Origin of the sequence: Tenacibaculum sp. MEBiC06402, from assembly GCF_049239625.1 — a bacterium.
Lineage (GTDB): Bacteria > Bacteroidota > Bacteroidia > Flavobacteriales > Flavobacteriaceae > Polaribacter.
Map to the genome: position 1 here is coordinate 166,109 of NZ_JBMKKT010000089.1, position 13,101 is coordinate 179,209.

Genomic DNA, 13,101 nt, shown 5'->3' on the forward strand with positions numbered 1-13,101 from the left:
GTTTTTTCGGAGTATTATTGGTCAGAGAATCCTTTTCTTCAATACTTATCTATTCTAGTAATTATTGTTTATACCAACAATTTCATTATTCTTCCGTTTTTTGTAAAACGAAAACAATATGTTTTATATGCAATTTTATTCATTCTAATATCATTCTTAGCCACACAATTGTATTGTAATGTATTTACAAAATGTGGTTGCTCTTTTATGAAATGCTTGAGTGATTATTTATGGCAAACCATCGTGCCACTAATTTTCTTTTCTTTCGTATGGATTCTTTTTAAGTATTTAGAACGGGAAGAAGAAATTGAAAAGGCTTTGCAAGAACGAACTGAGTTAGAGTTACGATTTTTAAAATCACAAATTAATCCGCATGTATTGTTTAATAACTTAAACACTGTTTATTCTTATTCTATTGAAAAGCCTGAACAAACTCCAGATTTAATTTTAAAATTATCAGATAATCTCAAACATGTATTATATGAAAGTACAGAAGACTATATTTCTTTAGAAAAAGAACTTCAGTACATAGATAATTATATCGACTTTCAAAAGATAAGAACACAAGGAATTAAAAACATTTCTTATAATGTTTCAATAGATTCCTACCAACACAAAATAGCTCCTTTGCTGTTAATTACCATTATTGAAAATGCTTTTAAACATAGTCCAACAAATAGTGAGATCATCATTAATATTAAGGTAGTTGAAAATACATTAGAATGTTTTATACAGAATGATATTGCTATCATTACTAAAGAAAAGGATTCACTCGAATCAATTGGGTTATCAAATTTGAAGAAACGACTAGATCTTCTTTACCTAAATAACTATAATTTGAATGTTCAGGAAAAAGATACCTTTAAAGTTTCGCTACAACTAAATCTGGATTCATGAATTGTATTATACTCGAAGATGAAATACCAGCACAAAATCTTTTAAAGATATTCATTGATAAAGTTCCTGATTTAAATTTGGTTAAAACCTTTCAAACGGCTGTTGATGCAAATGAATTTTTAAAAGAACATACTGTTGATTTCCTGTTTCTAGATATCAATCTTCCAGATATATTAGGCATTGACTTTATTAAAACCGTTAAGAATCCGCCACAAATAATAATAACAACTGCATATCCTAACTATGCCGTCGAAAGTTTTGAACTGGATACGATTGTTGATTATTTAGTAAAACCCTTTTCATTTGATCGCTTTTTAAAGTCAATTCATAAGGTTGAGCAAACTTTAAATAGAATTCAAACGAAGCCAACCAACCATTATATCTTTCTTAATATTGATAAAACCTTACATAAAGTTACACTCGAAGATATTCTATTCATTGAATCAGATCGAAACTACTTAACCTTTGTTACACCAAATAAAAAATACGTCTTTATTGATTCACTGAAGAATTGGAATTCGAAACTAACCGACAGTTTTATACAGGTACATAAATCTTATATTGTGAATTTAAATCATATTGATCGCATTTCTGGAAATGAAATTAATATTGACTCTCAAAAAATTCCAATTGGGCGAACATTTAAATCAGAATTTATAAAAAAATTCAATCCAAAAAATGAACGATAATTTCTTCGTTAAATCCAAAATCTGACGTCCATTTTTTCACTGATTCTAACCTTAAATTAACTCCTGTTTTTGAATTTTTCATATTTTTTATATTGAATATATGATACTAAAAACGTTTGTATAGCTGTTTTTTATAATTTATTATTAATTAAACCTAGTTTTTATTGTGAATTATTCAATGTTTATGAATTGTAAACTTTTAGAGAACTTTAACAAAAAACATCAAAAATGAGATGATTTATTAACATTTTTAATAGTCAATAATAAGGTAGGTGGTGGTACTTTTGGCATGTAATTAATAAACAAAAAAACAAACCCAAAACAATAAAATACCATTAAGATGAAAAAGTTATTTTTATTATTAGCAATTACAGTAAGCACTACAATTTTTGCTAACAACTCAAGACCAGCTGAAGTAGTAAAGTCTGAGATTAGAACTGAAATTATTAAATTATTAGGAAAAGCAAATTTTGAATTTAATCAAGATTTAACTGCTGATGTTGAATTCATGATCAACAACAAAGGAGAAGTTATCGTTTTAACTGTTGATACAAACAATTCAGACGTTGAAACTTATGTAAAAAACAAATTAAACTATAGAACTATTTCTAATAAGTTTATCGTAAAAGGTAAAATTTACAAAATGCCTTTAAAATTAGTTAAAGCTTAAGAGTTTACATTTAACAAATTTATATTGAAAAAGCCATCATTTAAAATGATGGCTTTTTTTGTATCACTCATTACTGAATAAAGATCTTTTATCCTGAAATAATTACGTTCAAGGAATTTTACACCGAATTCAACAACAAACAATAGTACTTTTAAATCGGTTTAGTAAACCTTTTTTTCGGGGGAATGAAGTGGTTTTGTCTAACCAGAAATTAAAAAAGCTGAGTAATTAAACTCAGCTTTTGTTTTTATCATGAACTTTTGTGGGTATGTTATCATTCCATAAAGTGAGTATATCGGTTGCTACACTTGCTCCACTTCCTGCCGCAATCGCAAATTGACTTCTCCAACCTGCAATCGTTCCGCAACAATATAAACCTTCTTTAATTAAGTGATTAAAATTACGAAGTTGAATTCTGTCCTTCATAGCATTCGCGCGAGAATGTCTCTCAATATATTGATCCAGTCCAGCAATATTAAAAGGCTTAGCATAATTTAAAGCAACCACAACATTTTTAGCTAGGTACTCATTTTTATTGGTTATCACTTTATAACCGAAAACATCATCCAGTACGGCTGTCACTTTTTCATTTTCTATTTGCTGAACATGAGGATAAACATCTTTTAGGTGATTTTTTCCATCAGACAAAATATCTTTTCCCAATGTTCCTGCCGGTAGTCCTAGTACATTATTAAACAGTGCATCTTGTAAATGAGAGGCTCTTTGATGTAAAATAATACCGACATTTTTATCTTTTGCATATGGTTTGTCTTTTGCAGAACCTAATACCAAGGCACATTGCATTCCTGCAACTCCACCACCAACAATTAATGTATCAAAACTCATTATGCCAATAACATTTTAATATTTGCCGCAAATAATTTTACTGAAATTGCTAAAAGAATAACTCCAAAAACTTTTCTAATGATGGCAATACCGTTTTTACCAATCATTTTTTCGATTCTTGATGAAGTTTTTAGTACAATATATATTACAACTACGTTCAATAAAACAGCAATAATGATATTCATTAAATCAAATTCCGCTCTCAATGATAGCAATGTAGTTAAACTACCTGGTCCAGCAATTAAAGGAAACGCTAACGGAAATACAGTAGCGTTTATAGCTTGCTCTTCATCATCTTTATACAAAGTAATTCCTAGAATCATTTCTAAGGCAATAAAAAATAGGATAAAAGAACCCGCAACCGCAAAGGAATTTACATCAATTCCAATTAACCCTAATAAACGCTGCCCAACAAACAAGAACAAAATCATAATAAAACCAGCAATAACAGACGCTTTTTCAGATTGAATATGTCCAACTTTATTACGTAAATCAATAATAATTGGAATATTACCAACAATATCTATCACGGCAAATAACACCATAAAAACAGTAAATATTTCATTGAAATCAAGACTCATCTCTAGTTTGTTTTTTAATTAGTAAATGGCAAAAGTATGCTTAAATGAATTAAATGTAATAAAAATAACTTTATTTTTGCGCTATGTTTCAGTTAGGAAAAACAATCGTTTCAGAAGATATTATCGAAAAAGATTTTGTGTGCAACTTATCTGCATGCAAAGGAATTTGTTGTGTAGAAGGAGAGGCAGGAGCTCCTTTAGAAAAGGAAGAAACTAAAATTTTAGAAGAGATTTACTCTAAAGTAAAACCGTTTTTAAGAGAAGAAGGAATTAAATCTATCGAAGAAAACGGTACTTGGGTAACTAGTGATTTTGGTGAATTAGAAACTCCTTTAGTTAATCATGCGGAATGCGCTTATGTTATTTTTGATGATAAAGGAACAGCTTTGTGCGCTATTGAAGAAGCTTACAATAAAGGAATTGTTGACTGGAAAAAACCCGTTTCTTGTCATTTATATCCTGTTCGTGTAAAAGACTATTCAGAGTTTTCTGCTGTAAATTACCATAAATGGGATATTTGTGATGATGCCTGTACTTTAGGTGCAGAATTACAGGTTCCTGTATACAAGTTTGTAAAAGAAGCTTTGATACGAAAGTTTGGAGAGAACTGGTATATGGAATTAGAAAAAATGGCTGAGGAGCGTAAATAATTTTTTAAATTGCATGTGTAAATCTTCAAAGATTACATATGAAAAAATCAACCTCCTTACTCTTATTTATTTTCCCTTTTCTTCTAATTGGACAATCTAAAATAACTGATTTAGATAGTGTTTTTAAAACACATGAAAACTATTTTCAACAGAAGCTTTACAAAGAGATAGTAACATCTAACTTTTCTAAAAACAAATTAAGTCCTACATCAACAAACGATAGTTTATTGGTTTCAAAAATATTGCATGTAAAAGCAAACGCTTTATATGAAGTTCAGAAATATAACGAAGCCATTAACATTTCAAATGAAGCAATTCGTTTTTTAAATCAACAAGAAGACAACCTCAACCTAAAAGGAATTATTTTATTTGATAAAGCCTTTTCAGAATACGCTTTAGAACGTTATAAAACGTCTTATAACACCGTTAAAGAAGCTGAAAAATTATTGAGTAGTTTAAAAGAACCTGATCATGACTATTTAGTTTCAATTTATGCTGACTTGAGCAGTACAGCAACCTATTACGGGTTTTTTGATGAAGCCGAATTTTATTTAAAAAAAGGGTTGAAAATTTATCAGCAAAACAGTGATAAATTACAAAACTTAGCGTCCAACCAAGCTTCAAAAGAAGTAGTTGTAAATCATAATTTAATATACTTATATAGCAGAAAAGGTGATGAAACAAAAATGCTTTCTTCTTTGAAATACTTTGAAAAGCTAAAACAAAAGAACAAATTTAATGCTATTGAAAAACGTTTTTACGCTATCTCTTTAAATCATGTTGGAGATTTTTATTTAAACTTTAAAGATAGCCTCAAAGAACACTCTCCTTTACAAAAAGGAAGAACGTATTTATTGAAAGCTCTTAAAAATCTTGATCATAAAAAATATCCTGACAACCTTATTCAAATAAAGTTTAACCTTGTTAAACAATTACGGTACAATAAAGAATTTAAAAAGGCTCTAATTGAGAATAAAAACCTTATGGAATTGGCTGGTTCAAGTGATTTTAGAATTCCTTTTTTTCATGCGCAAAGAAGTTTGATTTTTGCTGAAAGCGGACAAAAAGAAAAAGCTATAAATGAACTTAACTATGTAGCAAACCTTATTCATAATGGTAAAGAAAAACTAAAAAAGGACGGAACCAACTTTAGTCCGAGTACTGATTTAAACCACACAGGCCTTTTAGTAGAAACTTCAATAACCTTCTTGGAGTTATTCCCAAATGATAGTTTAATAAAAAAACAAGCTTCGCTATTTTTCAAGATGGGACTTCAACAATTTAAAAATTGCTACGAAGGAAAAGAGTTTAGCAATAAACTTAAAAACTATTACAACTCGATTATCAGTGGTTTGCTTCAAACAAAAAAACTTGGTTACGGAACTTTAAGTTACAGGCAAATTTTAAACGAAATAGAAAACATTGAGAACAAATTAGCTTGGAAAGAGTTTTTAGACAATAGAAATTATGCTCGAAAATCTATTCCAGACTCTATCATTAAAAAAGAGTTTGTATTAAGAACAGCTTTGATTAAAGCAAGGATGAAAAATGAATCTTCTGAAATACAACTCATAAATGAACAAATAAAAAAACATCGCTCTTATTTAGAAGGTAACTATCCTAAAATTTCTAAATCACTGTCAGTATCTTTTAGTATAGAAGACTTCCAAAAAAAACTACAATCCAATGAAGTGGTACTAAGGTATAAGAGAGTAAAGAATGATTTGTACATATTTAAAATTACCTCATCAGCTCTTGAGACTATACATATTAATTTCGACAAAACTCTTGAGGCTGATATCAAAAATTATATCAGTACAATTAAAAACTTACAAAGTGATATTGACAGCGCCACAAAACTAACAGAAACTTTACTCCCTTTTGACCTAAATACTTATGGAAAAATCATAGTAGTTCCTGATGACATTTTATATTATTTGCCTTTTGAAACTTTGGTTTTACGGAATGGAAATTACCTAATAAATGACACAGAAATTTCTTATGCTTCTGATCTTATATTCATTAAGTCAAACTCTTTAAATACCAAAAAAAACAAAGCAAACTTCCTTCAAGTTTACACACCTGAATATACGGAGGCCAAGAAACTATCTGCCACAAAAGAAGAGATAGAAAACATCACAAAATTTTTCGATTATAAATTATTCAATGGAGAAAAATCATCGAAAAAAAACTTTATTGAAAACACTCCAGATGCTTCTATGATTCATTTAGCAATGCATGCTAATATTAATAATGAAACTCCACAAGTCAGTTATTTCGATTTTAATAACGAGCGTTTGTATCTTGAAGAATTATATGCATTAAAACTAGATTCGGACTTAGCTGTTTTAAGTGCTTGTAATACCGGAAACGGAAATATCTCAAAAACTTATAAAGGTCCAATTTCATTACAACGTGCATTTACATTTTCTGGAGTTGGTTCAACAGTTTCAAGTTTATGGAAAGTTCCAGATAAGGAAACTTCAACTATTATGACTTCTTTTTATGCTTACTTGAAAAAAGGAAAATCAAAAAGTAAGGCATTACAACTAGCAAAAAAAGAGTACTTAAACACCATAGACGATGATAATTTAAAACATCCTTTTTATTGGGCAGGATTTGTAATAAACGGTGATGTTTCACCTGTTACCAACGAACAAAATCTATATACAATCTTTCTAATAGGATTCGTTGTTTTAGTTGGTATTCTATTTATAATCAGAAAAATAAAATCATAATTGCTTTAGAATTTTAGTTGTTTCATTTTTCTTAAACGATCCTAATTCTTGTAATAATTCAAAATACTTTTTAGCTTCGTTAGTATCGTTTAATTTTAAATAAGCTAATCCTAAATACCAATAAGCTTTGTCCTTAAAAGCATCTTCTTTTAAAAGGTATTCCTTTAAGAATATAGTTGCTTCTTCTGGTTTATTAAGTGACAACAAACAATTCGATTGATATAATAACAAATGAGATTTTTTAGATTTTACATACAACGAATCTAAAAGTTCTAATGATTTTGAATATTCTTTATTCTCATAATTTAAAAAAGCTTTGAATTCTAAATCCTCCGATGATTCTCCTCGAACTATAGGGTGAATTACATTTCGGTAGGGCGCGTAATAATCATTAAATAAATCATCGGGTGAAGTACTTGAACTATTCAGTAAAAAATATCCACCAACTGAAACTAACAGTAAAATAGAAGCTGCAATTCTTAAAAAATAAGAAACCCTTCTAGTTTTATTAGTAAAAAGCTCTTTCTCTAACTCTTGTAACTCTTTCTTTAACTCAATCTTCTTTTCATTTCGTATTGCTTTTTGAAGATTCGATTGAAAATCAAATTCCTTTTTAAATTCGGTATTGACATTTAGTAATTCTTCAAACTCTTTTCGCTCTGAAGCAGATAAGGTTTCTTCGAAATACTTTTCTATTAATGAAAACTTATCCATTTATTTTTGATTTTAATTGTTTTAAACACCTCGATTTCTGACTCTTTACTACATTCTTATTATCGTACTTCAAATACTCTTTTATTTCATCAATTGTTAAGTTGTTGTAATAAAAGAGTGTGAGGATTTCTCTACATTTTTTCCCCAACAATTTTAATCCTTCTTGAATTTTCCTTTGTTGTAAATTCACTGTTGAATCATCCTCTACAATTATCATTTCTATCTCTTCTTTTAAATTATTTGGCAATTCGGATTGTTTATTTGATTTTCTATTCTTTTCAAACAACATGTATTTTCCAATACCAAATAAATACGTTTTTAAAGTACAGGTTAAATTCTCAGTTTTACCAATCATAGTTTGCTCTTGAAAAACAATGATAGCATCCTGATATACATCTAAAATATCTTCTTCAGAACTGGAATACTTTCTTCCAAATTCTAAGAAAGATGTTCTATGGGCTACATAAAACTCTTTTAATGCTCTGGTATCTCCTTTTTTTATTAATGGGAGTATATCCTCGTCACTCATTAATGTCTTTTTTTTCTAAAAGTAAACAAAAAACTGAAAAATTATTTTTTCTAAAAGTGTTAACCTCTGCAAAAAAGGAACATTAAATAAGTAAACTTTACTTATTATGTTAATAACAAAAACTATTAAACTCTTACTACTAATCATCATTTCAACATTTGGATTGCTAAACCTTCAGGGACAAAATTGTTCCAACCAAAAAGAAATTTCAAACCTTGATGAATTAATAAGGTTTCTAGATCAACATCGTTCTAATTTAAAAAAGGTAAGAGATTGGTCACGAAAAAATGAGAGACCTAAAATTGAGCTTGCTTCTAACAGATTAGAATATTGGAGCAAAGACATCAAACGCTATATCATTAAATATAAAAAATCTCATCAGGTTAAAGTTTGTGAACGCGTATACAAAAAGGAAGCCCAATATTTTAGAGACTTTTTCTTTTTAGCTATGATGTACAAAGAAGCTCCAAATTTTGCACCAATAAACTTCTCTAAATACAAATAACAATGAAAAATTTTATTCTACCATTTATACTTTTCTTCTCTGCTTTATTAAATGCGCAGGTAACTACAGAACTTAACTTCGACACTCAATCTATTGAATATGCAAGCAACAACATTGAACGCTTTAAAGATTATATTTCCAAGCATAAAAAGAGTTTAAAATTAACTACCTCATTTTCTAAAACAGTCCCAAAAGTGTTCTACAAAGAAGGTTTAGATATTTACCTCGTTGCCACTTTAAAAAAGGATAACGGTAAATATGTTTATACATCTAAACCTATTAAAAAAACCATTTTTCCAGGAGATTTGTTTTTTCCGGGAAACATATTTTTTCCGGGAGATTTATTTACAAAACTTGACAAAGGAAACTACGAAATTGATTTCCAAATAAAACCAACAAACCCTGAATTTACAGGTGTTTTAAGAAAAAAACCTGCAAGAGTTCCGTTAACCTTTGAAATCAAATAACAATGGATAGACGCACACTTTTAAAGCAATTAGTTTTGAGTAGCGGTGGTGTTTTAATCGCTCCAAATTTTCTTTCAGCTTGTAGTACAGAAAAACAACCTTCTCTCACAGGAAAGTTTCAGATTGAACCTTATGCTAGTATCGAAGAAATGAGAAATGCTTCTTTGTTATGTACAGGACATTTATCTGAAGAGATGAAAAGAATAATTGCTCGCAAAAACGCAGAAGAAATTTACAGTTTTGTCCATAATCATTTCTCCACAATACCTTCTTTTGGAAATAGTATTACAAATGCTGCTTATGCTAAAAGATGGGGAATTCGAGGTTTGTTACGATGCGGAAAGGGAACTATTAGAGAAAAATCTGACTTGCTATTTTATATGTTAGATCAAGCTGGGTTTTCTCCTAAATATTACAGACAAAATTTTTCAGTCTCGCCAGATATTCTTCAAAACGCTTTCTGTATTAAAAAAACAAATAATAACGAATTTCATGTTTCTCAAAAATATCTTGACAAATGGGAAGAGACCTTCAAAGAACATGTGGTTGATGAGCTTACTATTGATATAGAAAATAGCAAGGAAAAAAGTGCTGAATTAAAAAATCAATTATTGAAATTACTACCTGAAAACGCTTATGAAAACATTCGAAATTTTGATTGGCTTGCTGCAGATGGAATTGAAATTCCTGTAATTAGAATTCAAGACAAAGAAACGATTAAAGACCTCAACTTATTAGAAAACAAATCGTACAAAGCATTTTCAAAAACCAAAAATGAACATCATCTATTTGATTTAGAAACTACTTCAGCTAAAAACAATATCGAACAAGTTCGTGTAACTTTAAAAGCTACTTACAATGACAACCTTAATAACCCAGTAGATTTAGTGCAAGGTGAATGGGATTTAGAAACACTTATTGGAAGACAGCTTGCCATTCAGTTTGCTCCTACTATTTCCACCAAACAACAATTGCAAAGTATTGTTAACGACATTAATTCATTTGTGCCATTTTTAACACTTAGAGATTTAAACATGACTGCCGAAGAACGAAAAAACAATTCGTTTCAAGGTAAGGGTTTTGACATGTTTGGAAATACTTTTGAAAAAGACAGCAACGATGATTTACGAGTAAACGGAATCAAAATGAATTCAATTGATGACTCAAAAATCTCGAATGTTAAATCGATCAAAGCTAAAGTAGTTGCGAATAACTTTCCAGAAGTAACTGTAAAAGTTGCTCCACTAGATGAAAAGGAAAATGTTGTTTTAGGACTTTCAGGAAACAGTTTTTCTATTAAAGACCAAGGAAATAATCAACTAGCTATGATTACTCAAAATACTTCAGTAGTATCCATTTTAATTTTTTATGATGCTACTGCTAGTATGCCAAGACCATATGCTTCCTTAGAATTTCCCGAAGAAATAAAAAAGAAGATTTCTAAATCCTTTGAAAATGAATCTTTAACCACACAAATAAATGTTGTAAGTTTTAGTACAGAGTTTTTGCAAGATTTAGTAACTGTTCCTATTGAAAAATATGATGCTGTATTATGCTTTGGCGATGGAGAAGCTTTTGAGAAAGTTACCCCAAACGCTCTTTTAGAAGTTTTACAGGGAACTCCAACTCATTACTTTTTTGTCGAAAATGGCTATAGTAATCAAACTGATGCTACCGTAAAAAATGTCTTTTATAAAGCTGGCTACAAAGTTTCTCCTATTACAGCTATTGATGAATCACTTCCAAATATTATTTCTTCCGTTCAAAAAAGCACTTTATATCCGTACTCTTTGACTTATAACATGTCAACTAAAAGTAACGATTCTAAACACAAAGTTGAAGTCGGAATTACTGCTAATGATGTTACACCTGTTCTTCTTGAGTATACTGTAAATCAAGAAAACAATTATAAAGACCACAGTTTTCCTGTTGGACTATCTCTTAAAATTCAATGGAAAGAAGGATATGACACAAAAAGTATTGAACAACATTTAGTAGGTTTTGATATTCGAAAAGACGAAAGCAATTCCAATAATTTAAAACAATTTAAAAACGACTTCAAAAGTTATATACTAGGAACTCATTATTTATGTTTAGAAGCTGATCAACCCACTTTTCCAGTTTTACTCGACGATACTTTATCAGCGTATCTTTCAGAAGTCCCTTTGGTATTAAATGAAAATGACACCGTTGATTCTCTATTAGAAAAATTAGAAAACTCACAGCCTTTACCTTCAGAAGCAATTGCAACTTTCACTGGTATTCAAGATGATGTAAGCTTACATCGAGTAACCTTCGAAAACAGGTTTCAAACTTGTTTGTATTCTGAGTACTATAATATAAATACGGAATCTTCCATCAGAAAAATTGATATGCTTCCAACAAGCGATATAAGAACATTTGCACCAACTAAAAAAGAAGCATTTCATAAAACATTAGAGCAATCAATTCTATTAGCTTTATCAGAAGCCAACATTTTTAACAACAGTACTTATTCAGATTTGAAAGCCAAACCTTTAAAACTGTTTAGGGCTGATGAGAAACATCCTTTGTATCCGATTCTTCAATATTCTAAAGACTACTATTATCATTTACTTATTGATGAAAGTTTAACTACCAATTCTTACTGGCAAATTAATAAGTCTACCGGAGCTTTACTTGGTATTTTACCCGATGGGTCTGGTGGAGGAGCAATTGTTAAAAAAGAACGTATGGAACTGGCTTTAAAAGTTTGGGAAGCTTGGACAAATCAAGTTGTAAAAGTTACAAAAGGTGGAATGGCAATGGGAATTGTTGCTTTATATGGAATGTTTTTAGCAGAATTATATCGTTTAGTTGCCTTAGAAATTAACAATTTGGGAGCTGAAACAGATTTCGAAAAAGATCTAAAAGACTTACTTAAAAAATATGTGAAAAAAGGCTACAAAAAGATTAAAAAAGGAATTAAAAGTAAAAAGTAGTAGGCTTTTATATTCATGAATTAAAAAAAATTCTGAAAAATGTTAACCTATCATGATAATATCCATTAAGTAATAAAACAGATATTATTATGATTACTAAAAAACTATTAACAACCGCTGTATGGATTGGTCTTTTTACTGCTTATCCTACGACAGTAAATGGACAATTTTGGAAAAAAATTAAAAAAAGAATTGAGTCTAAAGCAGAAGATAAAGTTCTGGATAAAGTAGATGAAAAAACAGACAAAACTTTAGATGAAGCTCTAGAAAAAAAACCTAAGAAGGCTACAAAAACAAAGAGTTCAAAATCCAATTACTTTTTTAAAGGAAGTGTTACCGTAGAAGTTTCAAATGAAACTAATGAAACAGCAGAATTCAATGTTCTTTTCAACGAAGATTCAGATGTTTTTTGCATGCATATGAGCGTAGATAAGACCAATCAGATTTATAATGTAATAACACCTTCTAGTGCTATTTCTTTTATGGATGTAGGTGGTATGAAATTTAAAAAACAAGTCGATGATTTGAATTTCGATAATACCGATAAGCTTCCGAATAAAGAAGGCGATTTTGTTAAAACAGGAAACACCAAAAACATTCTCGGTTATATATGCAGTGAATACTTATACAAGCACGAACGAGGATCTGCAAGGGTTTGGGTTACAAAAAAATTCCCAATAAAATCAAACTATGCTCCTTTACTGGGAATGACCAAAAATTCCAAAATAAAAGGTTTTGTTTTAGAGCTTGATTATGAATCTAATTCTGGGGAAAAGGCTATGGTTAAAGTGACAAAAATTGAAAAAGACAAAAACGTAAAAATTAATTCTGCTAACTACAAATCAATGTTCTAAA

The 13,101-nt window shown here is 29.5% G+C and carries 13 protein-coding genes; 9 read left to right on the plus strand and 4 right to left on the minus strand.

What is annotated here, in order from left to right:
• Positions 1-207: 207 nt before the first annotated feature.
• The 3 genes from ACOSP6_RS05675 (at position 208) to ACOSP6_RS05685 (ending at position 2,256) form a co-directional block, all read left to right on the plus strand.
• Complete coding sequence (locus tag ACOSP6_RS05675) at positions 208-897, plus strand: sensor histidine kinase (protein ID WP_422094924.1); 690 nt, start codon at positions 208-210, stop codon at positions 895-897.
• A complete protein-coding gene (locus ACOSP6_RS05680; RefSeq protein WP_422094923.1) occupies positions 894-1,586 on the plus strand; it encodes a LytR/AlgR family response regulator transcription factor in 693 nt (230 codons plus the stop codon). Before ACOSP6_RS05675 ends, ACOSP6_RS05680 begins: the two co-directional genes overlap by 4 nt.
• 340 nt (positions 1,587-1,926) lie before the next feature.
• A complete protein-coding gene (locus ACOSP6_RS05685) occupies positions 1,927-2,256 on the plus strand; it encodes a hypothetical protein (RefSeq protein ID WP_422094922.1) in 330 nt (109 codons plus the stop codon).
• Positions 2,257-2,490: 234 nt separating this feature from the next.
• On the opposite strand, the gene ACOSP6_RS05690 is transcribed toward ACOSP6_RS05685, so the two are convergent.
• Together ACOSP6_RS05690 and ACOSP6_RS05695 are read right to left on the minus strand one after the other, a co-directional pair.
• Positions 2,491-3,102, minus strand: coding sequence for an NAD(P)/FAD-dependent oxidoreductase (locus ACOSP6_RS05690; protein WP_422094921.1), 612 nt, complete (start codon positions 3,100-3,102; stop codon positions 2,491-2,493).
• On the minus strand, positions 3,102-3,683 hold the full coding sequence (locus ACOSP6_RS05695; RefSeq protein WP_422094920.1) for a MarC family protein: 582 nt from the start codon (positions 3,681-3,683) through the stop codon (positions 3,102-3,104). Before ACOSP6_RS05695 ends, ACOSP6_RS05690 begins: the two co-directional genes overlap by 1 nt.
• An 83-nt stretch (positions 3,684-3,766) precedes the next feature.
• Between ACOSP6_RS05695 and ACOSP6_RS05700 the strand changes: the two genes are divergently transcribed.
• Positions 3,767-4,333 carry a DUF3109 family protein gene (locus tag ACOSP6_RS05700; protein WP_422094919.1) on the plus strand — a complete coding sequence of 189 codons (567 nt, stop codon included), beginning with the start codon at positions 3,767-3,769 and terminating at the stop codon, positions 4,331-4,333.
• 38 nt (positions 4,334-4,371) lie between these two features.
• On the plus strand, positions 4,372-7,071 hold the full coding sequence (locus tag ACOSP6_RS05705) for a CHAT domain-containing protein (RefSeq protein WP_422094918.1): 2,700 nt from the start codon (positions 4,372-4,374) through the stop codon (positions 7,069-7,071).
• On the opposite strand, the gene ACOSP6_RS05710 is transcribed toward ACOSP6_RS05705, so the two are convergent.
• Positions 7,066-7,785, minus strand: coding sequence for a tetratricopeptide repeat protein (locus tag ACOSP6_RS05710; RefSeq protein ID WP_422094917.1), 720 nt, complete (start codon positions 7,783-7,785; stop codon positions 7,066-7,068). The two genes, ACOSP6_RS05705 and ACOSP6_RS05710, sit on opposite strands and share 6 nt — an antisense overlap.
• Entirely contained in the window at positions 7,778-8,314 is a 537-nt protein-coding gene (locus tag ACOSP6_RS05715; protein WP_422094916.1) for an RNA polymerase sigma factor, read from the minus strand. Before ACOSP6_RS05715 ends, ACOSP6_RS05710 begins: the two co-directional genes overlap by 8 nt.
• A gap of 106 nt (positions 8,315-8,420) precedes the next feature.
• On the opposite strand from ACOSP6_RS05715, the gene ACOSP6_RS05720 reads away from it, so the two are divergent.
• From ACOSP6_RS05720 to ACOSP6_RS05735, 4 genes are all read left to right on the plus strand, one after another.
• On the plus strand, positions 8,421-8,819 hold the full coding sequence (locus tag ACOSP6_RS05720) for a hypothetical protein (RefSeq protein WP_422094915.1): 399 nt from the start codon (positions 8,421-8,423) through the stop codon (positions 8,817-8,819).
• Between the two features lie 2 nt (positions 8,820-8,821).
• Entirely contained in the window at positions 8,822-9,286 is a 465-nt protein-coding gene (locus tag ACOSP6_RS05725) for a hypothetical protein (RefSeq protein WP_422094914.1), read from the plus strand.
• A gap of 2 nt (positions 9,287-9,288) precedes the next feature.
• On the plus strand, positions 9,289-12,246 hold the full coding sequence (locus tag ACOSP6_RS05730) for a hypothetical protein (protein WP_422094913.1): 2,958 nt from the start codon (positions 9,289-9,291) through the stop codon (positions 12,244-12,246).
• A gap of 89 nt (positions 12,247-12,335) precedes the next feature.
• Positions 12,336-13,100 (plus strand): hypothetical protein, encoded by a 765-nt coding sequence (locus ACOSP6_RS05735; protein ID WP_422094912.1) that lies wholly within the window; start codon positions 12,336-12,338, stop codon positions 13,098-13,100.
• Position 13,101 lies beyond the last annotated feature (1 nt).

Excerpts from the sequence above, each read along its gene's own strand:
- ACOSP6_RS05730 (WP_422094913.1), top strand. The coding sequence starts at position 9,289 with ATGGATAGACGCACACTTTTAAAGCAATTAGTTTTGAGTAGCGGTGGT.
- ACOSP6_RS05725 (WP_422094914.1), top strand. The coding sequence starts at position 8,822 with ATGAAAAATTTTATTCTACCATTTATACTTTTCTTCTCTGCTTTATTA.
- ACOSP6_RS05690 (WP_422094921.1), bottom strand. The coding sequence starts at position 3,102 with ATGAGTTTTGATACATTAATTGTTGGTGGTGGAGTTGCAGGAATGCAA.
- ACOSP6_RS05715 (WP_422094916.1), bottom strand. The coding sequence starts at position 8,314 with ATGAGTGACGAGGATATACTCCCATTAATAAAAAAAGGAGATACCAGA.
- ACOSP6_RS05695 (WP_422094920.1), bottom strand. The coding sequence starts at position 3,683 with ATGAGTCTTGATTTCAATGAAATATTTACTGTTTTTATGGTGTTATTT.
- ACOSP6_RS05680 (WP_422094923.1), top strand. The coding sequence starts at position 894 with ATGAATTGTATTATACTCGAAGATGAAATACCAGCACAAAATCTTTTA.
- ACOSP6_RS05675 (WP_422094924.1), top strand. The coding sequence starts at position 208 with ATGAAATGCTTGAGTGATTATTTATGGCAAACCATCGTGCCACTAATT.
- ACOSP6_RS05710 (WP_422094917.1), bottom strand. The coding sequence starts at position 7,785 with ATGGATAAGTTTTCATTAATAGAAAAGTATTTCGAAGAAACCTTATCT.
- ACOSP6_RS05700 (WP_422094919.1), top strand. The coding sequence starts at position 3,767 with ATGTTTCAGTTAGGAAAAACAATCGTTTCAGAAGATATTATCGAAAAA.
- ACOSP6_RS05705 (WP_422094918.1), top strand. The coding sequence starts at position 4,372 with ATGAAAAAATCAACCTCCTTACTCTTATTTATTTTCCCTTTTCTTCTA.
- ACOSP6_RS05735 (WP_422094912.1), top strand. The coding sequence starts at position 12,336 with ATGATTACTAAAAAACTATTAACAACCGCTGTATGGATTGGTCTTTTT.
- ACOSP6_RS05685 (WP_422094922.1), top strand. The coding sequence starts at position 1,927 with ATGAAAAAGTTATTTTTATTATTAGCAATTACAGTAAGCACTACAATT.
- ACOSP6_RS05720 (WP_422094915.1), top strand. The coding sequence starts at position 8,421 with ATGTTAATAACAAAAACTATTAAACTCTTACTACTAATCATCATTTCA.